Below are 26,812 nucleotides of genomic sequence, written 5' to 3'. Positions count from 1 at the left end.
ATGGCAGTTTTGAAATAATATCAAAACTCTTTTTCTTTTGCGAAATAGTCGATACCTCAAAATACCATTCTCCTAATAATTAAGATTAACCATAATCTTCACAACGGAACACAAGATTTTCTCACAAACTTATTTTCTACTGAATTTTTGACAATCTCTTGAACTGTGCGAAATGTCACATCTGTATTTTACAACCTCTCTTATAGTAAGGGTATGTAAGAGAGACGTATTAAAGGAGTGAACAGTATGAAGAAAAAAACTTCAGCACTAATGAGACGTTTAAAATATTTTTCACCAATAGATCGTTATAACGATAATCATACACAAGAAACATATGAAGATCGCGAATGGGAAAATGTGTACAGAAAGCGTTGGCAGCATGATAAAGTAATTCGTTCTACACACGGCGTGAACTGTACTGGTTCATGTAGCTGGAATATATATGTGAAAGATGGAATTGTGACGTGGGAAGGGCAGGAGCTTAACTATCCAACGACAGGTCCTGATATGCCAGATTTTGAACCGCGAGGATGCCCACGTGGAGCAAGTTTTTCTTGGTACATTTATAGTCCACTTCGTGTGAAATATCCGTATGTACGTGGTGTTCTTTGGAGTATGTGGCAAGAGGAACTACAAAATAACGAGTCACCACTAGATGCTTGGAAAAGTATTGTGGAAAACCCTGAAAAAGCACGTAAGTATAAGCAGGCGCGTGGTAAAGGTGGATTTATTCGTGCGAATTGGGATGAAGTATTACAACTCGTTTCAGCTTCTCTACTTTATACAGTAATTAAATACGGGCCAGATCGAAATGTTGGCTTTTCACCAATTCCAGCTATGTCGATGTTAAGTCATGCTGCTGGTAGTCGTTTTATGCAACTTATGGGTGGGCCGATGCTTAGTTTCTATGATTGGTACGCAGATTTACCACCAGCTTCTCCGCAAATTTGGGGCGATCAAACAGATGTACCAGAAAGTAGTGACTGGTATAACTCTGGTTACATTATGACATGGGGTTCAAATGTACCGATGACGAGAACACCCGATGCTCACTTTTTAGCAGAGGTTCGATATAAAGGAACGAAAGTCGTTTCTGTCAGTCCTGACTTCGCTGAATCTACAAAGTTTGCGGATGATTGGATTAGTGTGAAACAAGGTACAGATGGTGCACTTGCGATGGCAATGGGGCATGTGATCTTACAAGAATTTTACGTAGATAATCAAGTGGAATATTTCACAAAGTATGCGAAGCAATATACTGATTTTCCTTTCTTTGTCACATTGAAACAAAAAGGAGATCAATTCGTTGCTGATCGTTTCTTAAACGCTGCTGATATTGGACGCGAAACGAAGTTAGGAGAATGGAAACCTGTTCTTTGGAACGAGAACACGAATGATTTTGCAACACCTCAAGGCACAATGGGCTCACGTTGGGATAACGAAAAGAAATGGAACTTGCGTTTAGAAGATGAAGAAACAGGTGAAAAGATTGATCCACGTCTTTCTTTACTTGGAATGGAAGAAACGATTGGAACGGTACAAATTCCGTACTTCTCTGATGATGGAAACAAAGTATTAGAACGTACAATTCCAGTGAAAAAGGTTATGACAGAAGAAGGCGAAGTGTTCGTTACAACTGTATACGACTTAACGTTAGCAAATTACGGGGTGAACCGAGGGTTTGGCGGACAAGAGCCGAAAGACTTCAATGATGATGTACCGTTTACACCTGCATGGCAAGAGAAAATGACAGGAGTGAAACGAGAACTAATTATTCAAATCGCTCGTGAGTTCGCACAAAATGCCGCTGATACAAATGGTCGCTCGATGATTATTGTTGGAGCTGGTATTAACCATTGGTTTAATTCTGATACGATTTATCGCGCAGTTTTAAATCTTGTTCTTCTAGTTGGGGCACAAGGAGTAAACGGCGGGGGATGGGCGCATTATGTTGGTCAAGAAAAGTTACGACCTGCAGAAGGATGGCAAACAATCGCGATGGCAAAAGATTGGCAAGGGCCACCAAAATTACAAAATGGTACGTCTTTCTTCTATTTCGTAACAGATCAATGGCGCTATGAAGATACACCTGTTGGACATTTAGCATCACCAATTGAAGGTAACTCACGTTATCAACATCACGGTGATTACAATGTATTAGCAGCACGACTCGGCTGGTTACCTTCTTATCCAACATTCGAGAAAAATGGAATTGAATTATATAAAGAAGCTGTTGCTGCTGGTGCAACAACGCAAGAAGAAATCGGAAAATATGTTGCACAAAAATTAAAAGAAAAAGAACTGAAATTTGCGATTGAAGATCCTGATAATAAAAACAACTTCCCGCGCAACTTATTCGTTTGGCGTGCGAATTTAATTTCAAGTTCTGGTAAAGGGCATGAATATTTCTTAAAACATTTATTAGGTACAACAAACGGATTAATGAATGACGATAGTGATTCATTACGACCAGAAGAAATTAAGTGGCATGAAGAAGCACCAGAAGGGAAGCTTGATTTACTCATTAATTTAGATTTCCGTATGGCTGGAACAGCGCTGTATTCTGATATCGTCTTACCTGCTTCAACTTGGTACGAAAAACATGATTTAAGTAGTACAGATATGCATCCATTTGTGCATCCATTTAATCCAGCAATCGGTTCACCGTGGGAAGCACGCTCTGACTGGGATATTTTCACTTCACTTTCTAAAGCTGTGTCAGATTTAGCGAAGAAAATAGATCTTGAACCAATGAAAGAAGTTGTTGCAACACCACTTCTTCATGATACACCGCAAGAATTAGCGCAACCACTTGGCAAGATTAAAGATTGGAGTAAAGGTGAATGTGAAACAATCCCGGGTAAAACGATGCCACAAATTCATGTTGTTGAAAGGGATTATAAAACGATTTATGACAAAATGACAGCACTTGGACCAAATGCCGGAAAACAACCGATTGGTACGAAAGGGATCTCTTGGTCAGCAGAAAAAGAGTATGAGCAATTAAAGAGCAAATTAGGAGTTGTTCGAACGGATACTATTGCGAAAGGTTGCCCAGACATAAAAGAAGCAATCAATGCTGCTGAAGCGGTATTAACGCTTTCTTCTACAACAAACGGTCATATGGCAGTAAAAGCATGGGAAGCACTTGAAAAACAAACAGATCTAAAATTACGTGATTTAGCAGAAGAACGTGAAGAAGAATGCTTTACATTCGAACAAATTACAGCACAACCGAAAACAGTAATTACTTCTCCGGCCTTTACAGGTTCAGAAAAAGGTGGACGACGTTACTCACCGTTTACAACAAATGTGGAACGTCTTATTCCTTGGAGAACGATAACTGGTCGACAATCTTTCTACTTAGACCATGACATGATGAAAGAATTTGGTGAAACGATGGCAACATTTAAACCAATTCTGCAACATAAACCGTTCCGTAAGTCACGCCCTGAAGTAGAAGGGAAAGAGATTACACTAAACTATTTAACACCGCATAATAAGTGGTCGATTCATAGTATGTATTTCGATTCATTACCGATGTTAACGCTGTTTAGAGGTGGTCCAACTGTTTGGATGAATAAAGAGGACGCTGCAGAAGCTGGCGTTGCTGATAATGATTGGATCGAGTGCTTTAACCGTAACGGTGTTGTCGTAGCGCGTGCTGTTGTAACGCACCGTATACCGAGGGGAATGGCATTTATGCACCATGCGCAAGATCGCCACATTAACGTGCCTGGTACGAAATTAACAAGCACCCGTGGGGGAACGCATAATAGTCCAACCCGTATTCATGTTAAACCAACACATATGATTGGTGGATATGGCCAATTAAGCTATGGATTTAACTATTATGGTCCGACTGGGAACCAGCGTGATTTAAATGTTGTAATCCGTAAACTGAAGGAGGTAGATTGGCTTGAAGATTAAAGCGCAAGTCGGAATGGTAATGAACCTAGATAAATGCATCGGCTGTCATACTTGTAGCGTAACGTGCAAAAACACCTGGACAAATCGTCCAGGTGCGGAATATATGTACTTCAATAACGTAGAAACGAAGCCTGGAATTGGTTATCCGAAACAATGGGAAGATCAGGAGAAATATAAAGGCGGATGGGAATTGAAAAATGGTGAAATTCAGCTGAAATCTGGTTCGAAAATGAAACGTCTTATGAACATTTTCCACAATCCAGATCAACCAACAATTGATGATTACTTTGAACCTTGGAATTATGATTATGAAACATTAACAAATAGCCCGCAGCGTAAGCATCAACCAGTTGCTCGTCCGAAATCAGCAATTACAGGCGAATTTATCGACAAAATTGAATGGGGTCCGAACTGGGAAGATGATTTAGCTGGTGGACATATAACAGGATTACAAGATCCGAACGTAAAGAAAATGGAAGAAGAAATTAAAACAGATTTTGAAAACGTCTTTATGATGTATTTACCACGCATATGTGAACATTGTATGAATCCGTCTTGCGTATCATCTTGTCCATCTGGTGCGATGTATAAACGTGAAGAAGACGGCATTGTTCTTGTAGATCAAAATGCATGTCGTGCTTGGAGGTTCTGCGTATCATCTTGTCCATATAAAAAAGTGTATTTTAACTGGCAAACGAATAAAGCTGAAAAATGTACAATGTGTTTCCCACGTATTGAGGCTGGTATGCCAACAATTTGTTCAGAAACATGTGTGGGACGTATCAGGTATATTGGGGTAATGCTATATGACGCTGACAAAGTAAAAGAAGCAGCTTCTGTTGAAGACGAAAAAGATTTATATGAATCTCAGCTTACTGTTTTCCTAGATCCAAATGATCCAGAAGTAGCAGCTGAAGCGAAAAAACAAGGCATTCCTGAAGAATGGATTAAAGCAGCACAAGAGTCACCAATCTATAAAATGATTATCGATTGGAAAATTGCTCTGCCTCTTCATCCAGAGTACCGTACAATGCCGATGGTTTGGTATATTCCGCCGCTTAGCCCAATTATGAATATGGTGGAAGGGAAAGGCAGTAACTGGCAAGCAGAAGAGATTTTCCCTGCTATCGATAATATGCGTATTCCAATTCAATATTTAGCGAATTTACTCACTGCAGGAGATGAATCACACATTCGTCTTACATTGAAGAAAATGGCTGTTATGCGAACGCATATGAGAGCGCTGCAAATTAATAAAGAGCCAAATGAAGCTGTATTAAAAGAACTTAGTTTAACAAAACAGGATGTAGAAGATATGTATCGTCTTCTTGCTATTGCGAAATATAAAGATCGCTTCGTCATTCCGGGCACTCACCGTGAACAAGTGGCAGATTTATATAGCGAACAAGGAAGCTGTGGTTTAGCATTCGCAGGTGGTCCAGGCTCTTGTATGACAATTTCTTAAATAAAGGGGGCAGAAAATGATGAAACAAAGTTTACAAACTGCTTTTTCTTGTTCTTCTTTTCTTCTCTCCTATCCTGAACTAGGGTGGAGAGAAGCTGTAACTGAATTGCAAGAAGAGATTGAAACGATAGAAAAGGAAGAAGTTAAAACATCACTTACAGCCTTTATAAAGCAAGCGCTAGATAAAACGAATGATCAACTTATTGATGGTTACGTATATACATTTGATTTTGGTAAAAAGACGAATATGTATTTAACGTATATGAACACTGGTGAACAAAGAGAAAGAGGGATTGAATTACTAGAGTTAAAGCAGCATTATAAAAAATCGGGTTTTGAAGTAACAGATAAAGAACTACCTGATTATTTACCGCTATTACTCGAGTTTTTTGCAAATGCAAATGAGCAAGACAGTGAACCAATTATGAGTAAATACAAGGAGAATATACAAGCATTACACGTTCAGTTAAAAGAAGCAGGTAGTATGTATGAACCAATTCTTGCGGCTGTTCTACTCGCTATCGAAGCATGGGATGTACAGACAAATTAGAAAGGAGAGTTGTTAAAATGATGAATCAATTTCTATGGGTATTGTTTCCCTATATCATTTTTGCAATCTTTATCGGTGGACATATTTTTAGATACAACTATGATCAATTTGGATGGACATCAAAATCTAGTGAACTATTAGAAAAGAAAATGCTCCGAATCGGAAGTCTATTATTCCACTTTGGGATTATGTTCGTAATTGGCGGTCATGTTATGGGGATATTAATTCCAGAAGCTGTATACCGTTCGATAGGTATTTCTGAGCATACGTATCACATAATGGCAATTAGTTTCGGGCTTCCGGCAGGTGTTGCTTCTATCATCGGTTTAATTATATTAACGTACCGCCGCGTAACTGTAAAACGTATCATTGCAACGAGCACAAAGGGAGATTATATTGCGCTTATTTTATTACTTATCGTAATGTTAGCAGGACTTTCTTCAACATTTTTAAATATCGATTCAAAAGGATTTGATTATCGTACAACAATTGGCCCTTGGTTCCGAAGTCTCTTTATTTTCCAACCGAAAGTTGAATATATGACGGAAGTACCAGTATGGTTTAAAATTCATATTCTTGCAGGGATGGGTTTATTCGCAGTGTGGCCATTTACAAGACTAGTACATGTATTTAGTGCCCCAATTAAATATGTAAGCCGTAGTTATGTAATTTACAGAAGACGTATTCCTAATGAGTTGAAAAAATAATACTGCTGTAAACGGATAGGAGTTAGCAGCTAAAACGAAACGAGGTCTCATATGGCAGGCCTCGTTTTTGTTTACATAGGAAATAATCGTTAATAAGTAGTTTAAATTGAAAAAAGATTAGCATCTAAATAAGATGCTAATCAATGCTACAAACAGAAGCAGAGCAATCTTCACAAGCAATTTCACATTTTAAAAATTGTAAATCGTGGATTGTAATCTTTCCTTTATGAATCGAAATTGTACCTTGCTTTTTTAATTCATTTAACATTCGATTTACACTTTCACGTGAAGTTGCACAGAAATTAGCAAGTTCTTGATTTGTTAATGGTAAATCGATGAGAATCCCATTTTCTTTTAATACACCGTAACTATTTGTCATTCGTATAAGAGTAGAGTACAGGGCACCTTTTTTGCCGTGTAATACTAAATCTCGGAACTTCGTTTGCATTCTTCTTAAATGTTCACTAATCCATTTCATAAATTCAAATACAAGTGCTGGTTTTTGGAGTAATGCTTTTTCTAACGCTTCACGCTTTATAACTCCTACTTCAACATCTTCAAGGCATTTTGAATTTAATAAGTATTTCGCATTGTCCGTGAATAATGTTAGTTCTCCAATAATGTCATATTCCGAACAAATTCGAAGTGTCAATTCTTGTCCGTCAGCACTTAATTTACTAATTTGTACTTTTCCTGAGTGGATGATATAGAGCTCTGTTGCCTCCATACCTTCTTGAAAAATAAAACTACCTTTTTTAATTTGCATTTTATATTCAACAGATGCAAGTAATTCTTTTAAATCTTGAGATAATGTCATACTGTTTGCCACAGTGATCACCTTTCTTCTTATAAGCAATACATTTCCTATTTTGAGTGTAAGTATGATGAAAATGCAAGAGCTATTTTAAAAATAAATTGAAATTTCAATGACCGTAAGGGGAAGAAATCTTCAGTTTTTAGTTTGAAAAATTCAATAGACAAAGTGGATGAGATTAAAGATGTGAACAAAATTCGAACGGATTTGTGAAGAATTTTTGAATGGGGAAAGTAATGTGAGAAAAGTCACATTGAATATGTAGCTTCTTTTTTATAATGAAGGCAAATAAAAAAATTGAAAGCTTACTAAGGATTGCAGCAGAAAAGAAGGGATATAGATGCATGAGAACATGAAAGATTCTTTAGAACGGCCACTTCAAGATTTACGTATTTCAGTTATTGATCGTTGTAATTTTAGGTGTACATACTGTATGCCTGCTGAAGTGTTCGGACCTGATTACGCTTTTTTAAAGGAAGAGCTTTTATTAACGTTCGATGAAATAGAAAGATTAGCGAGATTATTTATAAGTATGGGAGTCAATAAAATTAGGCTTACTGGCGGTGAACCTTTATTGCGTAAAGACTTACCGACGTTAATTGCAAGACTTGCAAAGCTAGAAGGCTTAAAAGATATTGGACTCACAACAAACGGTATTCATTTAGCAAAACAAGCAAAGGCGTTAAAAGAAGCGGGATTAAAACGTGTAAATATTAGTTTAGATGCGATAGAGGATTATGTCTTCAAAAAAATTAATGGACGAAATGTAAGCACAAAACCTGTATTAAAAGCAATTGAAGAAGCGAAGAACGCAGGGTTAGAAGTAAAGGTAAATATGGTCGTAAAAAAAGGAATGAATGATAGTCAAATTCTTCATATGGCTCGTTACTTTAAAGAACAAGAAATTCAGCTCCGTTTTATAGAGTTTATGGATGTGGGCAGTACAAACGGCTGGAACTTTGAACAAGTTATTACGAAGGAACAATTAATAGAGAAGATTAATCGTGTATATCCGATTGAGCCTGTTAAACCTCGTTACTTTGGAGAGGTTGCGAAAATGTATCGATATGTAGGGAGCGATGCAGAAGTTGGATTTATTACTTCTGTTTCTGAGTCATTTTGTTCTTCTTGTACGAGAGCCCGTATTTCGGCAGACGGTAAGTTTTTTACATGTTTATTTGGAACAAAAGGAACGGATTTGCGAACGCTTCTTCGAGAAAATATTTCTGACGCCTCATTATTAAAAATTTTACAACATACATGGCGATATAGAACAGATCGATATTCAGATGAAAGAACAGTTGAAAGTACAAGTAAACGTCCAAAAGTTGAAATGTCTTACATTGGTGGATAGTGAAAGGCGGAGTTCTTATGCAAGAGCGTTATGCAAGACAAGTATTGTTTTCTAGAATTGGTGAAATGGGACTAAGAAAAATAAGAGAAAAGCATGTGCTCCTAATCGGTGCGGGTGCACTAGGAGCTGCAAATGCAGAAGCTCTTGTTAGAATGGGAATTGGGAAATTGACAATTGCTGACCGTGACTACGTCGAATGGAGTAATTTACAACGGCAACAGTTATATACAGAAGAAGATGCACAGCAGTGCAAACCGAAAGCAATTGCAGCGGCAGAGCATTTAAGAAAGATTAATTCTGAAGTGGAAATTGTACCAGTAGTATCGGATGTCACACTGCAAGAAATAAAAGAGTTAACAAAAGAAGTGGATCTCATATTAGATGCGACTGACAATTTTGATACGCGCCTACTTATAAATGACATTTCACAAAAAGAAAATATACCTTGGATATACGGTGGATGTATTGGAAGTTACGGTGTAACGTATACAATTCTTCCAGGGAAAACACCATGTTTTCGCTGCTTAATGGATCATCCTATGGGCGGTGCAACATGCGATACAGCAGGAATCATTCAACCAGCTGTACAAATGGTCGTTGCTCATCAAGTAACAGAGGCGATGAAAATATTGGTGGATGATTTTGAGGCGCTAAGAGGAACAATGTTATCATTTGATATTTGGAACAATCAATATCTCTCATTAAAAGTAAATAGACAGAAGAAAAATACATGTCCCTCTTGTGGAAATACACGCACGTACCCAAGTTTAACATTTGAAGCACAGATGAAAACGGAAGTGCTATGCGGACGGAATACGGTTCAAATCCGTTCAGGGGTAAAACGTGTTCTTCATTTAGAGGAAGTTCAAAAACGATTACAAAAAAGTGTACTTGTCCAAAAAACGCCTTACTTACTATCATTTCTAATTGATGAATATCGTTTCGTTTTATTTACAGACGGTAGGGCATTTATTCATGGAACAAATGATGTGAAAATAGCAAAACGATTATACGCAAAATATATAGGATGAACAGAAAGAGAGTTGTCCCTTATTAAAACGAGGTGAAAAAGAATGTTAGAAAAACGTATACCAATTCCAGTGGCAGAAGCAGTTGCACGTGTAATGGAATATGCTTACCAAGGTGAAATAGAAAAGGTTTCTCTTATAGAAAGCTACGGTAGAACACTTGGAGAAGATGTTATTGCAGATCATGATGTCCCGCATTTCAATCGTTCTCCATATGACGGATTTGCGATTCGAGCAGAAGACACAAAAGAAGCAAGTAGCAGTAATCCCATTCTGTTTGAAGTGATTGGTGAAATTGGAGCAGGTTTTGTTTTTACAGAAGATGTGAAAGCATTTCAAGCTGTCCGTATTATGACAGGTGCGGCAATTCCTGCGGGGTGTAATACAGTAGTTATGTTAGAGCTAACGGAAGGATTTGAAGAAAACGAAAAGACTTATATGAAATTGAAACGCTCCTTTGTTGCTGGGGATAACATTTCTTTTAAAGGAGAAGATGTAAAACAAAATAGCATTCTGGTGAAAAAAGGGACTGTTATTAATCCTGGAGTTGCAGCACTTCTTGCTACGTTTGGTTATAGTACGGTATATGTTGTAAAACAGCCAGTCATTGGAATTGTAACGACAGGAAGTGAACTGCTCGAAGTACATGAACAATTAAAGCCAGGGAAGATTCGAAATAGTAACTCCTATATGATAGCTGCTCAAATTGAACGAGCAGGGGGGATTGTACAGTATTATGGGCAATTCGCTGACGATTTTGAGACGTGTTATAACACTGTAAAAAAAGCGATAAAAGAAGTTGATATATTAATTACAACTGGTGGCGTTTCAGTAGGAGACTATGATTATTTACCGGATATTTATGAGAGATTACAAGCTAATGTACTTTTTAACAAAATAGCGATGCGACCAGGAAGTGTGACAACTGTAGCTGAGTTAGAGGGAAAACTATTATTTGGTCTATCTGGTAATCCTTCTGCTTGTTATGTCGGATGTGAATTGTATGTTCGACCTGTCATTGGAACATACTTGCATAGGAAAGATCCGCACATATATCGTGCAGAGGCAATTTTACAGAAAGACATTTCGAAAGCAAATCCGTTTACTCGTTTTGTAAGAGGGAGAGTAGAAATTGTAGATGGGCAATTGCAAGTTACACCAGTCGGTTTAGATAAATCTAGCGCAATTTCTTCACTTGCAGAAGCGAATGCATTTATCGTTCTGCCGGGAGGAACGAGAGGATTTGAAACAGGAATAACCGTTTCGGTACTGTTATTAGAATCGAACGTCGGAAGTGAGTGGCCGTGGGAAGAGCCGCTTCGATCATACAAGTAATAGAGAAAGAGATTGCTAACTTATATAAGGGTCAGAGGTGCAAGATGACACATACGTATTATGAAGTAATTGATACACCTATTTCAATTGAAGAAGTTACAAACAAAGTAATTCGTCGTGAGTGTGGTGCGGTTACTACTTTTATTGGTACTGTTAGAGAATTTACGAAAGGTCGACGTACACTTTGTTTAGAGTATGTAGCTTATAAGACAATGGCGGAGAACCAGCTTGAGAGAATTGGCACTGAAGTAGGAGAGAAGTGGCCAGGGACATATGTCGCTATTACACATCGCATTGGTACATTACAAATTTCTGATCTTGCTGTTGTTGTCGCTGTTTCTACACCACACCGGAAAGCTGCATATGAGGCGAACGAATATATTATGGAGCGTATTAAACAAATTGTTCCAATTTGGAAGAAAGAGTTTTGGGAAGATGGTGAGTCATGGATAGGTGATCAGTTAGAGAAGGTAACATATGCAAATGGTGAGCCTGGAAAGGGGATGAGTATATGATTGAAGTACTATTATTTGCACATTTACAAGAAGAAGTAAGTAAGCCAGCATTACACATAGATTGTGAAAATATTACAGTTGCGAAGCTGAAGGAAGTTCTGATTAAGGAATATAATGTAGAAATTTTAAACGAGATTATGGTCGCGATAAATGAAGAATACGCAAATGAGGATGACATCATTCAAACTGGCGATATCGTAGCAATGATTCCGCCAGTAAGTGGTGGTTGATTCTTTTCAGCCTAATCATGTAAGAACGTGATTAGGCTGGAGGGAATGAATATAACTACGTATACATAGGAGGGAACAGGATGAAAAGTCCTAATTTTCAATTAAGTTTACAAACTTCTAATCTAATTATCGGTTTTATGGTGTGGGTTATTTTATCATCATTAATGCCCTATATTAAAGTGGATATCCCATTAACTGCGGGACAAATTTCTATAGTAACAGCAGTACCGGTTATTTTAGGTTCTGTTCTTCGCATTCCAATTGGTTATTGGACAAATCGTTTCGGAGCAAGAAAATTATTCTTTATTAGTTTTATTTTATTATTATTTCCTGTCTTTTATATTAGTGTTGCCAATTCTATGATGGATTTAATTATTGGTGGATTATTTGTCGGAATCGGTGGTGCTGTATTCTCTGTAGGGGTAACTTCTTTACCAAAATACTTTCCGAAAGAGAGTCACGGTTTTGTAAATGGTATTTACGGTGTAGGTAATGCCGGAACAGCCATTACTTCATTTTTAGCGCCTGTTATCGCAACTTCAGTTGGCTGGAGAGCGACAGTACAATGTTATTTGGTTTTACTTGCAGCATTTGCACTTATGAATTTTTTATTAGGCGATCGTAAAGAGAAAAAGGTGAATACACCATTAATGGAACAAATAAAAGGTGTATATAAAAATGAAAAACTTTGGTTTTTATGTATCTTTTACTTTTTAACATTCGGATCATTTGTCGCATTTACCGTATACTTACCAAACTTTTTAGTATCTCACTTCGGATTAGAGAAAGTAGATGCAGGTATGCGGACAGCTGGATTCATCGTACTCGCAACAATTATGCGCCCAATTGGTGGTTGGCTCGGTGATAAGTTTAATCCATTTAAAATATTAATCTTTGTATTTATCGGTTTAACACTTTCAGGTATTATTTTATCATTTATGCCTAGCATGAACGTGTATACATTTGGTTGCCTACTAGTCGCATTTTGTGCAGGTATAGGTAATGGTACAATCTTTAAACTCGTTCCAATGTATTTCTCAGAACAAGCTGGTATTGTAAATGGTCTCGTATCAGCTTTAGGTGGACTAGGAGGATTCTTCCCACCGCTAATTTTAACATTACTATTCCAATTAACAGGTCATTATGCTATTGGATTTATGGCGTTATCAGAAGTCGCACTTGCTTGTTTAATCATTACAGTATGGATGTATAGCCAAGAGAAATTGTTAGTGATGTTAAAGAATCATTAATAAGGAAAAAGAACTGTCCCAAAGTATTTTGGGATGGTTCTTTTTGTAATAGGCTTCAACATGTTTTTATTGCTATCTCAACAAACGCTCGTTTTCTAAAAGAGTGTGTTTTTAAAATGAAAAACAGAAGGTTTATGGAATTTTATTTTAAAATATAGAAGTCAAAAGTTATTCAATTAAAGGGTAGATTAGTGAAGGAAATCTTAAATCTATTCTAAAGATCGAACTCATTTTTAGAATGCAAATATTTAATTGAATCGGGATGTTTAGATGAAAAAAATATAAGTCCACTCAAGATAAACAAGTATCAAGTATGTTAGGTGTTTTAAGCGACAAGTATGGAATTGATGTAAGTATTCTTCGCATAGTAACTGCAGTATCAGATTTTTCTAGGGCCAGATTTTTTGGTAAGGCTAATGGATATTGTGAAAAAGAATACTTAAAATAAAAAATACCGTTTAGGTTGATAAGATAAAATTATGAATTTGTATAAACAATCCATAATTTTCTTTATGAGTTATATTTGATATGTTAAAGAAAAGAGAGGGGAGGGAAATGAAATAAGAATTTTTGATGAGCATTTTCGTATTATTGATTTCAGTTTTCTGATTATTAAGAACTGAGGGTGTTTTCCGATGAATAAAACGTGGTCCATATTTAGTAAAGAGTTTAATCCAACTATAATATATTTGGAATGAGGTTTTACATGTTTGTTTTTATTATATTAGACGTGATATTACCAATATTAATATTGATGCTAATTGGTGCAATCTTACAAAGAAAGTTTCAATTTAACTTAAAGCAGCTATCTACACTTATTACTTATTGCTTGATGCCAGCGGCTGTATTTGTGAATATATATGATATTCGTATAGAAACAGGTTTGTTGCTCCAGATAATATACTATTTAATGCTTTATAGTCTGAGTCTGATCATAGTAAGTCATTTCATTTCAAAAATATTAAAGTTAGAAAAAGGAGAAAGTGCAGCTCTAAAAAATAGCATTTCGTTAATGAATTCCGGTAATTATGGGTTACCAGTAAGTCAATTGATTTTCAGTCACAATCCAGTGGGGGTTTCCATTCAAATTTTTATTGTTATTTTCCAGAATCTTTTAACTTATTCATATGGGATATATAACTTACTATCAGCAACAAAAACAATCGGAGGTATTATTCAATCATTTCTAAGACTGCCTGTATTTCATGCACTCGTATTAGGGGTTTTCTTTCAATCTTTTACAATTCAAATACCTAATTCTATCTTTATTCCTCTTAATCAGCTTGCGAATGGTTTTGTTGCAATAGCACTCATATTGCTAGGGGCACAATTATCCAACATTAAGCTTAATTTTTTCCATCGAGTCATAACATGGGCTTTAATTGGAAGGTTACTGATGGGACCATTATTAGCACTTGCTATGATATATCTACTAAACATGGATGGTATTGTTGCACAATCATTATTTATTGCAAGTTCTTTTCCTACTTCAAGAAATACATCAACCATTGCTATGGAGTATCAAATAGAACCTGAATTACATGCACAAATCGTTTTATTTTCAACACTTTTCAGCATTATTACAGTAACTGTCGTTATTTATTTGTCATATATTTTGTTTTGAATGTACGTGCAAAAATGAATAGATTTGAGGCGGTAAATGATGGACGGAAATCCCATCGATATGAGAAGAAAACAGTCTTAAATATATTGAGTGTCGTTTACAATTGTACTATGTCTGATAATCAAGTGGCTTAATTCAAAAAAAGGAAACTCGTTACGGGTTATTTCGTATGTAAATCTTTAAAGCATCTACATATAGATTTGCGAAAAAAGACACAATCTCGCTTATAATTGACGTTACATGAGCTTAGGTTGATAGTGATGGGGGAGCGTCAAGTAAGAATTTTATCTTTATTGATTCCATGTAGTTTTTCCGTATTATTGTAAATAAGGGGGATGATTCCAAGTTGAGTAAACAAATTATTAGCACAACAGTTTCAGGAGATATAATTGTTACCCATCTAGTTGGTAATATAAAAACAGATGATGTGTATGAATGGTTTAATGGTTTCGAGCAGGTTTGTCAGCAATTCATTTCCGAAGGGCGGAAATACAAATTGTTGGTGGATAGAAAAGGATACACGCCAAATCATTTTTCTGTTCAAAAAGTATGGAAAGAGAAGTTTTTCAATGAAACCATTTTGAATCACAGTAAGGCAATTGCATTTCTCCTTGAAGAGGGGGAGATAATGGATTATTTACAACAATCTAATACGAAAGAATCTGTGAGATTTTTTGATGAGTATGAATATGCGCTAATTTGGTTGAATGAATATCCAATATAAAACCTGTATTGAAGCAGTTGCTCTCAAGCAACTGTTTTTTATGTCCGTAATTGTTGTCGTTATTTTTCTTCACAGATTCTTGTCCAATTGCTTGTCTGAGCCTAAAAAACGAAACTAAAGCAAAAAGAACAAACGCCTCTAAAAACGTTTGTTCAAAGTTAATTACTATTTTAGCTGAGTGATAGATTACAATTTGCGAGTATGAGAAAGTTTTTTTATAAGTTTAGGAAGTATAGATGTTAATTCTTGCTTCATGCGCTTCGTAAACGATGGGTCCTTACCTGAAGTTGAAATAGTGACAACATATTCATCATTTCGAATGACACCAGGTGTGTGAAAAGATGATGCTGTACTACCACTTACAACGTTAACCCACTGGAAATCATGAGCGGCCTGTTTGACTATCATATTTACAGCATGTTGATTTGTAGCTGCATAAATAAGATGAGCATCTTTAATATCATCATTACTAAAAGTTTTTTGCTTCCAAGTAATATAAGAAAGTTCCTTCATTTCCTCGCAAATTTCTGGGCTGACAACAGTGACGAAAGCACCTGTATTTTTTAATCCAGACGCTTTTCGATATGCAATTTTACCTCCACCAATGATAACGACCACTTTATTTTGTAGATTAAACATAAGAGGGTACATGTTATACATATATGCATTCCTCCATTCGTTCTAATAATGTTAACTTCATGTATGTATCAAACTGAAGACAGTTACAAGTCGTAACGTGATCATATTTTTTTGTATGCAATTTAATTTTTTGAAGTAATAATCCGGTAAAGAGAAGGTACGGCATGACATATACATGGGACGCAGTCGATGTTATAGCCTTGAGCTCAGCAGCAAAAGAGGGAGTTCCTTTCGTTAAAAAGGAACAGGATACTGGCATACCAAGTTTTCGTTCGACAGCTGCTCTGATTTGTTGTAATTCATGTATCGGTTGTGGATCACTACTGCCTCGTCCTACGAGTAAAATACTACTATTTTGCATTGACATAGCTTCACGTATTCTTTTCACTACAAGTTCCACCATATGTGGATGTGTACTAAAAGGAGGTACAACTGAAAATGTTATTTGTGGATATTTCTTTTGTAGTTGCTCTATTTCAAAAGGAATATCACGTTTATAGTGAGCTGCTGCAAATAATAAAACAGGTACAATCATTATTTCAGTTACTCCCTCTATTATCGTTTCTGTAACTGCATCCGAAATAGTAGGTGTCGTTAGTTCTAGAAAAGCTATTTTTTGAATTCTTTCGTTTCGCTCTTTCATAACAGATTGAATAAATTGAATGAATTGTTCATTACCTTCTTGTAGCCGGCTCCCATGTCCAACATATACAATTCCTTTCATTGTCTCACCATGTCTTTCTTCATAAGAGTTTCTTGTAATTGATGATCTACGTTATGAAACCCAACTTTATTTGCATAGTGTAAAGTTGGAACGTCGGTATACGAGAATGGGAGAGTAAGAATATTGATAAAGCCAAGGCGTTTTATTTCTGCTAGAAACGTATCAATAGAAGCACGACCTTCAAATACAATGCTATCCCATGAGAATTCAGAAAGCATACGTGAATGAATTTCATCGAAGCGATGATCAATTGTGTATTCATGAGTCATCATATAGGAACCAGCACCAATTTTTTCTTGAATAACAGCAATTCGGTTAATGTTTCGTCCTAAATAAATCGTTGAATTCGAAGAAAATTGCGCAGGTTTACTGAACAATCCATATTGCATGAGCTTTTCTTGAATAGAAAGGTTCATATACTGAAGTTCTGCCTGTAAGGAACGAATATCTTTATGATATTTACTGCATGATTGCATTAAGATGTCTACACTGTCAGCGGAACAAAATACAAGACGATCAACGTTAAAAATCTTATTGATTTGTTCAGAGGTTAATGTGTATTCTTTCTTTTTGAAAGTTGGAATTTGATATATTTCTGCACCGGACTCTTGTAACATTTGCTTTATTGCGCTTTTTTTATTTGTTGCAGATGCAAATAAAACTTTCTTGCTGTGCAATGGCTTGCGTTCTTTCCAAGAGATTTGATTACATAAGGAAACGACATCACCAACAATTGTCATAGAAGGATTAGAAATATTTTCGTTTTTGACAATAGAAACAATGGTAGACAGTGTCCCTGTGACAACGCGCTGTTTACCAGTTGTACCCCATTCAATGACTGCTAATGGCGTATCTTCTTTTTTTCCTGCTTGTAGTAAGTTTTCACAAATTGTAGGTAAGTTTTTTATACCCATGTAGTAGGCAATCGTGTCGCTATTGTAAGATGAATTATATTTTCCATGATCGCTTAAAGGACCTTTTGCATGTCCAGTTAATAAAGTGACACTATTACTGTAGTCACGGTGGGTGAGGGGAATACCTGCATAGATACTAGCGGCGATGCTAGATGTAATACCTGGTACAATTTCATATGGAATATTTGCTGATGCTAAAGTTTCTGCTTCTTCACCAACACGGCCAAAAATAGATGGATCTCCGCCTTTTAAGCGGACTACGATTTTTCCTTCTTTCGCAAATTGAAGGAGGTGTGAGTTAATCATTTCTTGACGCATAGTATGATTCTTTGGCATTTTTCCGCAATAAATAAGTTCACATGTTTCTTTTGTATAATTAAGAAAGGAAGGGTTTAATAAGCGGTCATATAAGACGATATCTGCACGATTTAAGCACTCTATCGCTTTTTTTGTAATAAGCCCTTCATCACCTGGTCCTGCACCAACTAAATATACATATCCGTTCATATTCGCACCTCGTCTATTTTTATTTAAAAGGAAGCCAGGGGAGGCTTCCTTTTGTAAATTACATGTATATATAAATATCTCCGTCAATAACTTCTACTTCATACGTTTGAATACAACCGTCATCAGGTTTTTGAACTTCACCTGTTAGTAGTGAAATTTTCCAATCATGTAGTGGACAAAAGACGAATTCTCCAGATACAATACCTTCCGCTAATGGCCCGTTTTTATGAGGACAACGATTTTCTACAGCTCGAATATCGCCATTTGAAAGGCGGAATAGGGCGAAAGACATACCTTTCATTTGCACCTCTTTACCGATTTGAATAGGAAGGTCTTCTGCACGCATAACTTTTATTTTTTCTTTCGTTTGTATCATATAGGTCACAGCTCCTTATTTCACAGTTTCTACTTCATACATCGCTTTTAATGATTTCGTTTCTAGTGCTTGTCCCCATGCTTCTTTATATGTGCCACGAGCTTTTTGGAAACGTTCATTTAACGTAGTAACCATATTTGCATCTTGCAGTATTTCTTTTATGTGATCGAAGCCTAAACGTTCTGTCCAGTAGGCAGTACGCTCTCCGTAAATACCAGTTTCACGATAATATTGCATGTAAGCTGTAGCGATGCGAAGGACATCATCTTCAGTAGGGACAATCATTACAAAATCAGCTTCACGTACTTCTGTACCACCATTTCCGCCAATATAAAGTTGATATCCATTTTCGACACAAACAACGCCAAAATCTTTCGTCAGTACTTCCGCACAGTTACGCGGACAACCAGTTACACCCATTTTCATTTTATGAGGTGTATCTACCATTTCTAATGATTGTTCAAGCAACATACCAAGTCCTAATGAATCTTTCGTACCGAAACGGCAAAAACGAGAGCCAACACATGATTTTACATTACGAAGAGATTTTGAATACGCATATCCAGAAGTCATATTTAAGTCAGCCCATACGTTAGGTAAATCTTGTTTCTTGACACCGTATAAGCCAATTCGGCTTGCACCGGTAATTTTCACAAGTGGAACATCATACTTCTTCGCAACTTCAGCAATTTTCATTAAATCATCTGCTGTTGTAACGCCTCCGTACATACGTGGAATAACAGAGAATGTACCATCGTGCTGGATGTTACCATTCATTCTTTCATTAACGAAACGGGACGATTTATCATCTTCATATTCTTCTGGAATCGCCATACGTAAATAGTAGTTTAAAGCAGGGCGGCATTTCGAACAGCCGTCTTCATGTGCAAAACCAAGAACATTTCGTACTTCTTTTGGAGATTTTAAGCCTTTCTCGTGAATGGCCGCTACGACTTCATCACGGGATAAAGGTGTACATCCACACATACCGGCAGATTGCGCTGAGGCATCAAAAGCATCTCCAAGTGTATGAGATAAAACTTGTTCCACAAGCGGACGACATTTACCACAAGACCCTGCGGCTTTCGTACAGCCTTTAACTTCTTCAAAAGTCGTTAACTCTTGTTCTAAAATGGCGTGAACGATTGTACCTTTCGTAACACCATTACATCCGCAAATCGTGTCATCAGCACTCATAGTAGCAACGTCAAGTTCACTCTCTTCACCAGCTTTGTGAAGAATGGAAGCTGGTGTATATTCTTGTATATCTTCTTCTTTCTTTAACATGCTAAAGAGGCGTGTACCGTCAGCTGTGTCACCATATAAAACGATACCGACGACTTTATTATCACGAATTAATACTTTTTTATAGGAACGTTTACATTCATCAAAGATGGATATTGCTTTCGTTTGATCATCTTCATAAATTTGACCAGCAGAGAATAAATCACAACCAGCAACTTTTAATTGCGTACCGACGATACTGCCCGAATATCCATCAGTTTGTAAATTTGTTATATGTTTTGCTAATATCGCACCTTGTTCATAAAGAGGAGCAACAAGTCCATATGCGATACCGTCATGCTCTGCACATTCTCCAACTGCATAAATGGACTCATCATTTGTTAGCATATAGTCATTGACTACAATACCGCGATTTACAATTAAACCAGCATCTTTTGCTATTTGCGTATTTGGGCGTATTCCGACAGCCATTACGACTAAATCACAATCTACAACTTCACCATCTTCAAATTGAATGCCCTCAACATGGTCTGTACCAAGAATTTTTACAGTTTTCTTTTCCATTAGAAATTTCATGCCTTGCGCTTCCAAATCTTCGCGTAATAGAGAAGCTGCTTTCGTATCTAGTTGCTGCTCCATTAAGTTTGGCATTAAATGAACAACATGTACGTCCATCCCTAAGTCAATAAGACCTCTTGCGGCTTCTAAACCAAGTAACCCACCACCAATAACAACGGCCTTTTTCTTTTCTTTAGCGGTGTCTATCATAAATTGTGTATCTTCAATTGTTCGAAATCCTGTTACACCAGGAAGAGTAGAACCTTCAACAGGTAAAATAAAAGCACTAGAACCTGTTGCGATAATGAGTTTGTCATATGTAAGAGTACGATTTTTTTCTGTGATAATGATTTTTGCTTCTCGGTTAATACTTTGAACTCTTTCGTTTGTATATAAAGTTATCTCATTCTCTTCGTACCAACTATATTCATTCATAATGATATCTTGCATATTTGTTTTGCCTTGTAAAACGTGAGAGAGCATAATACGGTTGTAGTTTGGATGCGGTTCATCTCCCAAAATAGTAATCTCATATGAATCACTATTATGTTTTAATATTTCTTCCATACAGCGTATGCCAGCCATACCATTTCCGATCATAACTAAACGTTTTTTCATTTTCGTTTCCCCTTTTTCTGTGAAATGTTGAACAAAGGATTATATTTCTATTATAGAAAATCCAAAAAAGGGGAGATGTGATATTTGTCACATTTTTATAATGATTCACAAATTGTTAAAATTCGGATTTATTCGAGAGGGATGTGTATATTTTTTACCAAATGAAAAAACAGGACATAAGTATGTATACTCATGTCCCGCAATTTATTTATGCTCTCGTAATGGCACGTGGAAATAAAATATTATTTTCTAAATGAATGTGTTCAACTAAGTCAGACTCTAATGCTTCAAGACGTTGGTAAACAAGTCGATAAGTACCGCAAGCTCTTTCTGGAGGAGTAAAGTCATTTGTAACTTTACGAAGCTCTTTAATAATGTTGCCTGCGTGGTTATGTTCATTTTCCAACTCATCTACTACTTTACGTAATTTCACATAGTTTTCTTCAATTGGATTTTGTTCAAATTCTAAAATTAATGGAAAATCTTCTGTTTCTTCTTTAATTAAATGTTGTTCTAATTCCATCTTTAATTCGTGAAATAGCTTATGAATTTGAGCTAAGTGAGGCTGACTTGCTCCGTGGACGCGTAATACTTTCGTCACATACGGACTTAATTGTGGTAATTCTTCATTTAAATAGCGATGATGCTTATTTATAACATAATCAATCAATTCACGATAAGAAGCATTTTTCCAATCAATTTCAGATTCATTTAATCGTTTCGTATTATTATAAAGTGTATTTAATTCTGTAAGTACTTCTGTTGCTGATAAATTTCTTTCATGAATTGCATCAATAAGTGGTTTATTACCACCACAACAAAAGTCTATTCTATATGATTTAAAAAGATCGCTAGCTTTCGGAAATTGTGTAACGATCTCACCGACAATAGAAGTTTCAGTAAATGCATGTTTCATATGAACGCCTCCATAAAGTTTGAATGTAATAACTAAATTAAGAATAGCGATAAATTAACATCTATGTAGTGATTGAAATCACTTATTCTGTGTCGTTTTTGAGAATAATAAGAAGAATGTTATTAAAATAAGGGGGAAAGTAATAAGTGGTAATATTTTTTATTGCTATTTTTCACATGCAATTCCATCGCCATCACGATCAAGATGAGAGCTATAACCTGGTTGCCCTTTATGTAAAGGAGCTTTCCCAGCTGCTCTAACTGCAGCACAATTTTTGTAGTATGCACTACTAGTATTTTCTGAAGCGGGTTGTGTTTGAGTTTGCTGTGCTTTTTGCTCTTCTTGTTGTTTACGAGCCTGTTCGTCAGCCTTACGTTTTTGTTCTTCTTGTTGTTTACGAGCTTGTTCCTCGGCTTGACGCTTCTCATCTTCTTGCTTTTGAGTTTTTTCGTCCGCCTCTTTCTTTTCTAGCTCTTTTTTCTGTTCACTATCTTTTTGTTCTTCATTGTTATATGCCACTTTTGTACTAGTTGCTGTCGTTTTTTCAGAAGAAGGAGCTGAAATACCTAATAGCGCAACAAAAATGACAAATAATACGGCTGTAATAATAAATTGTTTTTTCGCTACACCTGTTTTCTTAATTACAGATAAGATTGCTATAACAAGGAAGAATATAAATAGAATGAAACTTAAAGTAGAAAAAAACTCGACGACGGGGTGTTCCGATTTTGTTGTATCGGTCGTTATTAATATAATAGAAATCATAAAAAGAATAACGGTAGGACGTCCATATTGTTTTGCTTTTCCATTTTTCTTAAAGAATGAAATGATACATAAGATTAAAAGAATAAAAGCAATAGAAAATAAAGCTGCACCAATATTACTCAAAATCGCCATTTTCATACCTGCATTTGTAAGATTTTTCTTATTGATTATATAGGAACTTATTGGATATTACACGTTTTATATAAATTTAGAAAATTAATATTTTTACTAGACTTATAAACGATTATTTTATATATAGAGAAAAATAGATATATTTCCTATTACTTTTTGAAAGATATTTCATAAATTATAGTATATCGATTGAAAGGAGGAGATTTGAATGGAATTTCAATTGTTAGTAACTTGTATATTACAAGAAGGTAATGCTTACTTTTTAGTAACGAAGGTAGACGATGTTATTACGTTAAAAGTACCGATTACTGCGGGAGTAGCAGGTTTATTTTTAGCTTTAGGTGTACCAAGATGTTCTTAATTTAAATCTCTATAGTAGAAGGGGGAGGGACATGCCTTCCTTTTCTGCTATTACATAATATAATTATGTAAACTTAAATATCATATTTGTGATAGCACGTTTGAAATGGACATGCATATACTATAATGTTTCATTGGATGTTAGCGGTGAAAGGTAGTTTTAATAAGTGCATCCAGTGATGTTTTTAAGCTATGAAAATAAAAGAGGTGCTATTATATATGAAAAGAAAAACATTGGATATTCCAGTTACATTGCGAAGAGAGTGGTTTTTAATAGAGTTAGCTCATTTAACGAAAAAATATGGAATTGAAATTGCAACTAGCAAAATGGATGCTGCACCGTTTTTAAGAGATCAAGTTACAGAATCAAAGATAGGGAAAGGGTTACAATACGATAAATATGATGATGAATATATAATTGAAAATTAAAGGGTAACAACAAAATTAAATTAATTTATAACAAAATATAAAATAAAGCAGATTCTAAATATAGAATCTGCTTTATTATGAAATACTTGTAGTCAACTAACCTCTTTCTAGTGTTTTTCCTACATATTTCTCTTGCGTTATTCCAAAAGATTCACGAAGAATGCGAGCGTAATCTTTAGATTCTATTGGTCGTTTATTTTTAGTGCCTTTAAAGGTTTCTGTATAATTTTTATTTGTTAATGATATGTGACCATAAGTAGTTAATTTACAAGTGATAGCCCCTTTATTAAAAGGAGATTCTTTATGCTCTACAATCACTTTTTGAATGTTATTCACTTTTTTCTCATCTATTGGATCTACAGTGAAAGCATAGCCTATTTTCCATTCATTTGAAGGTTCAGATTGTAAGAAACTTGTAGATTCTCCGTTAGCTCCTTTTCTCATTTCTAAAATATGCGTACCTTTTCGAGTATTTCGCTTACGAATTCGATATTCTCCTGTTTGAGAGGAGATGACATCTCCGTTAAAAGGGACTGGATGTAAAGGGAGATGAGATGCAAAACCTGCATCCACAACATAATCTTTATCCTCAAGACTTAATATGATAATGACATGACCATCATCGGGTTTCCATTTATTATCGTACAGATCATAAACAGTACCGGCTACTTTGTATACTTGAAACCCACAATCAATTAAAAAATAATACAATAAGGAGTTTAATTCATAACAAAGTCCACCTCGTTTTTGAATAAGTAACTTTTCTATTAAGTTATCTTTTGAGATATTTTTAATAGTGCCAGCCATAATATCAAGATTTTCATAGGGGAGAATCATTCCCATTTTTAAGAGAATTTCATCTAAATCATCAAATGTTATTTCTTTTGCAGGAATTTTTAAGCGTTTAAAAAACTCCTTTTGTAAATTGGTCATCATAAAGTATTCTCCTTTCTTTTTACAGAATTTTCTTCTGCTCACCGATAGGTTAGTACTTCTAAAAAGTTAATTCAAGTGCGCGGAAATTATCATAATATATGTTTCTGGAAATGTGATTTTCTATTCTGAAATTTCAGTTTAATTTTTAATCGTAGGAAAGTCTTATAATATAAGCTCCTTTAAAATTAGTTTGTATTTAATGAAAAGAAAGTACATATCTTTATTATATTTTTAAATAACTAACTAGTAATAAAATGTTTTTTCACTAAAATTTTTTCAAGATTTGTATGCTTTATATAAACAATAATAATTTAAAAAATATCTGGATGTAGCGAAGTTAACAATTATTGAGAAACTTTTTTGTCGTATTCTATCAAAAGGAAGAGGTAGAAACAAAGAGAATAACGAGAGTTAAGGAAGAGGGTACACAACTAGTAACCTTCTAAAAATAGGGCTAACATCTTTTTAAAATAAAAGATTAGCTATTATTAAGGAAGGGAAAATATAAAATATTATAAAGAACACCTTCTTTCAAAAAAATAGGGGGAGTAATATGCGACTGATGAGAAGATTTGTGGTCTTACTAATTGTATTTTTTATCATGGCTCCAACGATTAGCACAAATGTACAGGCAGAAGTTGTAAAAGAGCTTGGAAAGGGGTTTCCTGATACAGAAGTATTCACACCTGGAGAATGGTTTTTAGGCCAAAAACCTGCTAATTATGATGAGAATAAACCACCAATTCTCTTTGTACAAGGAAGAAATGGTAATGCAGATAGTTGGTATGGAAAGACAGTATATCATGATATAAATGATATGTATGATTATGCTTTGAAAGCAGGCTATCAAACAGTGTTTATACAATTATATGATGCTGCTGGGAAAGGTTCGGCTAGTCAGTGGGATAACGGAAAATTGTTAGCACAAAAACTTGAAGAAATATATAATCATTTCGGTAAAAAAGTTAATATTGTAGCACATAGTAAAGGTGGTATTGATACACAAGCTGCATTAGTTGAATATGGTGCGAATCGATTTGTTGGAAATGTTATTACACTTGCTACACCGCATCACGGCTCAAATTTAGCAGATTTATCATATAGTTGGTGGGCAGGGTGGCTTGCTTCTATATTAGGTCAAAAAGATGATGGTACGTATTCGTTACAAATAGGTGAAATGGCAAAGTTTCGTTCAACAATAGATAACAACCCAGCAGCTAAATTAAACCGTTACTATACGGCTACTGGGACTAGCTGGGGGCCAACATTTTCTGCATTATCTATGGGCGGGTTATATTTATCGTCGTACGGTTCAAATGATGGACTAGTAAATGAATGGAGTGCGAAGCTATCGTACGGTACACATTTATTTACAGATTCAAGATTTGATCATGACAATATAAGAAAAGGATCAGCTGTTTTTGCACGAATTGAACCATATTTACGTACGACAAATGTGGGGTTACCAGCTTTAGTAGCATCCAGCACTAGTTCAAATGAAAATCTAGAACAATTAAATACAACTTCAAATCAAAATATTTTAGGAGGCGAATTACCACAAAATCAGTGGATAGAGCAAAGTATTTCTGTTGATAAAAAGGCTGAAGGAATAGTTTCTGTACTAACTGCTTCTTCTGATGTAGAAGTACAAATGGTATCTCCAAAAGGAAAAATCTATGCAAACAAAGATAGCGCTATAACTACTGGTGAAGGCGAATCTTTCTTTAATGGGGCGACAATTAGAACATTCAAGTTTGATAAATTGGAAGTAGGCGAATGGAAAATCAAAATGATGGCGAAGCAGTCGAAAGATGCATATTTAGTTGTAAGCGATTACAAGAATGACGCGCCATTTGTTCTTCAAATGCCTACAAAGGTTAAAGTAAATAAACCTGAGTATAAACTGAAAAAATCACCAGTGGCACCTGAAATGAAAGGGGATCTTTCCATAACAGTAAGAGTCGTTAATAAAGAAGGTAAGTTAGTCTCTGAATTTAATGAATTACAAAATGTTAATACGAATACATTTACAGGTGCTTTGAAAGATATAAAACAACCGGGAGTATATAACGTTACGATGGATATAAAAGGGATGAATAAAGAAGGAAAACCATATAATCGTACGATTGTTAAGTCGGTTTATGTAGAGAAATAAGGAAGAATAAAT

The 26,812-nt window shown here is 35.5% G+C and carries 24 protein-coding genes; 15 read left to right on the top strand and 9 right to left on the bottom strand.

Annotation, left to right across the window (positions count from 1 at the left end; all coding sequences use genetic code 11):
• The first annotated feature begins 246 nt into the window (after positions 1–246).
• The 4 genes from ACS2FK_RS19855 to narI are packed head-to-tail and all read left to right on the top strand — an operon-like array spanning position 247 to position 6,652.
• Positions 247–3,930: a nitrate reductase subunit alpha gene (locus tag ACS2FK_RS19855; protein ID WP_000730788.1), complete on the top strand. Its 3,684-nt coding sequence runs from the start codon at positions 247–249 to the stop codon at positions 3,928–3,930.
• Entirely contained in the window at positions 3,920–5,395 is a 1,476-nt protein-coding gene (narH, locus tag ACS2FK_RS19850; protein WP_063547125.1) for a nitrate reductase subunit beta, read from the top strand. The genes ACS2FK_RS19855 and narH overlap by 11 nt, the downstream gene beginning before the upstream one ends.
• A 19-nt stretch (positions 5,396–5,414) precedes the next feature.
• The gene (gene narJ, locus ACS2FK_RS19845) at positions 5,415–5,945 is read left to right on the top strand and encodes a nitrate reductase molybdenum cofactor assembly chaperone (RefSeq protein ID WP_015055116.1); all 531 of its coding nucleotides are present in this window, start codon (positions 5,415–5,417) and stop codon (positions 5,943–5,945) included.
• A 17-nt stretch (positions 5,946–5,962) separates the two neighbouring features.
• Positions 5,963–6,652 carry a respiratory nitrate reductase subunit gamma gene (gene narI / locus ACS2FK_RS19840; RefSeq protein WP_000981851.1) on the top strand — a complete coding sequence of 230 codons (690 nt, stop codon included), beginning with the start codon at positions 5,963–5,965 and terminating at the stop codon, positions 6,650–6,652.
• Positions 6,653–6,788: 136 nt separating this feature from the next.
• Here narI and ACS2FK_RS19835 read toward each other — a convergent pair whose 3' ends face one another.
• Positions 6,789–7,481, bottom strand: a complete 693-nt coding sequence (locus ACS2FK_RS19835; RefSeq protein WP_000013866.1) for a Crp/Fnr family transcriptional regulator — start codon at positions 7,479–7,481, stop codon at positions 6,789–6,791.
• A 325-nt stretch (positions 7,482–7,806) separates the two neighbouring features.
• Between ACS2FK_RS19835 and moaA the strand changes: the two genes are divergently transcribed.
• The 8 genes from moaA (at position 7,807) to ACS2FK_RS19795 (ending at position 15,526) form a co-directional block, all read left to right on the top strand.
• Positions 7,807–8,820: a GTP 3',8-cyclase MoaA gene (gene moaA / locus ACS2FK_RS19830; protein ID WP_063547126.1), complete on the top strand. Its 1,014-nt coding sequence runs from the start codon at positions 7,807–7,809 to the stop codon at positions 8,818–8,820.
• 17 nt (positions 8,821–8,837) lie between these two features.
• Positions 8,838–9,851 (top strand): molybdopterin-synthase adenylyltransferase MoeB, encoded by a 1,014-nt coding sequence (locus ACS2FK_RS19825; RefSeq protein ID WP_063547127.1) that lies wholly within the window; start codon positions 8,838–8,840, stop codon positions 9,849–9,851.
• 42 nt (positions 9,852–9,893) lie between these two features.
• Complete coding sequence (locus tag ACS2FK_RS19820) at positions 9,894–11,183, top strand: molybdopterin molybdotransferase MoeA (RefSeq protein ID WP_063547128.1); 1,290 nt, start codon at positions 9,894–9,896, stop codon at positions 11,181–11,183.
• A 44-nt stretch (positions 11,184–11,227) separates the two neighbouring features.
• A complete protein-coding gene (locus ACS2FK_RS19815) occupies positions 11,228–11,698 on the top strand; it encodes a molybdenum cofactor biosynthesis protein MoaE (protein WP_063547129.1) in 471 nt (156 codons plus the stop codon).
• On the top strand, positions 11,695–11,928 hold the full coding sequence (moaD, locus tag ACS2FK_RS19810) for a molybdopterin converting factor subunit 1 (protein WP_063547130.1): 234 nt from the start codon (positions 11,695–11,697) through the stop codon (positions 11,926–11,928). The genes ACS2FK_RS19815 and moaD overlap by 4 nt, the downstream gene beginning before the upstream one ends.
• An 80-nt stretch (positions 11,929–12,008) precedes the next feature.
• On the top strand, positions 12,009–13,178 hold the full coding sequence (narK, locus tag ACS2FK_RS19805) for a nitrate transporter NarK (protein WP_063547131.1): 1,170 nt from the start codon (positions 12,009–12,011) through the stop codon (positions 13,176–13,178).
• Between the two features lie 706 nt (positions 13,179–13,884).
• Positions 13,885–14,802: an AEC family transporter gene (locus ACS2FK_RS19800; RefSeq protein WP_000497496.1), complete on the top strand. Its 918-nt coding sequence runs from the start codon at positions 13,885–13,887 to the stop codon at positions 14,800–14,802.
• 316 nt (positions 14,803–15,118) lie between these two features.
• Positions 15,119–15,526 carry an STAS/SEC14 domain-containing protein gene (locus ACS2FK_RS19795; protein WP_230387349.1) on the top strand — a complete coding sequence of 136 codons (408 nt, stop codon included), beginning with the start codon at positions 15,119–15,121 and terminating at the stop codon, positions 15,524–15,526.
• A 186-nt stretch (positions 15,527–15,712) separates the two neighbouring features.
• Here the strand turns inward: ACS2FK_RS19795 and ACS2FK_RS19790 are convergent, their stop codons facing one another.
• The 7 genes from ACS2FK_RS19790 to ACS2FK_RS19760 all read right to left on the bottom strand — a co-directional run bounded on the left by ACS2FK_RS19790 (position 15,713) and on the right by ACS2FK_RS19760 (position 22,920).
• Complete coding sequence (locus ACS2FK_RS19790) at positions 15,713–16,186, bottom strand: precorrin-2 dehydrogenase (RefSeq protein WP_063547133.1); 474 nt, start codon at positions 16,184–16,186, stop codon at positions 15,713–15,715.
• Entirely contained in the window at positions 16,179–16,889 is a 711-nt protein-coding gene (locus tag ACS2FK_RS19785; protein ID WP_000676477.1) for a sirohydrochlorin chelatase, read from the bottom strand. Before ACS2FK_RS19785 ends, ACS2FK_RS19790 begins: the two co-directional genes overlap by 8 nt.
• Entirely contained in the window at positions 16,886–18,310 is a 1,425-nt protein-coding gene (locus ACS2FK_RS19780) for a uroporphyrin-III C-methyltransferase (RefSeq protein ID WP_063547134.1), read from the bottom strand. The genes ACS2FK_RS19785 and ACS2FK_RS19780 overlap by 4 nt, the downstream gene beginning before the upstream one ends.
• 58 nt (positions 18,311–18,368) lie before the next feature.
• On the bottom strand, positions 18,369–18,686 hold the full coding sequence (nirD, locus tag ACS2FK_RS19775; protein ID WP_000616683.1) for a nitrite reductase small subunit NirD: 318 nt from the start codon (positions 18,684–18,686) through the stop codon (positions 18,369–18,371).
• A 15-nt stretch (positions 18,687–18,701) separates the two neighbouring features.
• Entirely contained in the window at positions 18,702–21,107 is a 2,406-nt protein-coding gene (gene nirB, locus ACS2FK_RS19770; RefSeq protein WP_053564652.1) for an NADPH-nitrite reductase large subunit, read from the bottom strand.
• 208 nt (positions 21,108–21,315) lie between these two features.
• A complete protein-coding gene (gene ric, locus ACS2FK_RS19765; protein ID WP_063547135.1) occupies positions 21,316–22,023 on the bottom strand; it encodes an iron-sulfur cluster repair di-iron protein in 708 nt (235 codons plus the stop codon).
• 165 nt (positions 22,024–22,188) lie between these two features.
• Entirely contained in the window at positions 22,189–22,920 is a 732-nt protein-coding gene (locus ACS2FK_RS19760; RefSeq protein ID WP_063547136.1) for an excalibur calcium-binding domain-containing protein, read from the bottom strand.
• A gap of 208 nt (positions 22,921–23,128) precedes the next feature.
• On the opposite strand from ACS2FK_RS19760, the gene exsG reads away from it, so the two are divergent.
• Positions 23,129–23,281, top strand: coding sequence for an exosporium protein ExsG (exsG, locus tag ACS2FK_RS19755; protein WP_000395679.1), 153 nt, complete (start codon positions 23,129–23,131; stop codon positions 23,279–23,281).
• A gap of 218 nt (positions 23,282–23,499) precedes the next feature.
• Entirely contained in the window at positions 23,500–23,709 is a 210-nt protein-coding gene (locus ACS2FK_RS19750) for a hypothetical protein (RefSeq protein ID WP_000824207.1), read from the top strand.
• 96 nt (positions 23,710–23,805) lie between these two features.
• Here ACS2FK_RS19750 and ACS2FK_RS19745 read toward each other — a convergent pair whose 3' ends face one another.
• Entirely contained in the window at positions 23,806–24,645 is an 840-nt protein-coding gene (locus tag ACS2FK_RS19745) for an arylamine N-acetyltransferase family protein (protein ID WP_063547137.1), read from the bottom strand.
• A 553-nt stretch (positions 24,646–25,198) separates the two neighbouring features.
• On the opposite strand from ACS2FK_RS19745, the gene ACS2FK_RS19740 reads away from it, so the two are divergent.
• Complete coding sequence (locus ACS2FK_RS19740) at positions 25,199–26,800, top strand: esterase/lipase family protein (RefSeq protein ID WP_001238730.1); 1,602 nt, start codon at positions 25,199–25,201, stop codon at positions 26,798–26,800.
• The last annotated feature ends 12 nt before the right edge of the window (positions 26,801–26,812 follow it).

Origin of the sequence: Bacillus cereus group sp. BceL220 (assembly GCF_051776965.1) — a bacterium.
Classification (GTDB): domain Bacteria; phylum Bacillota; class Bacilli; order Bacillales; family Bacillaceae_G; genus Bacillus_A; species Bacillus_A cereus.
Note: the sequence above shows the minus strand (reverse complement) of the source record. Positions and strands in the feature narration are given on the sequence as shown.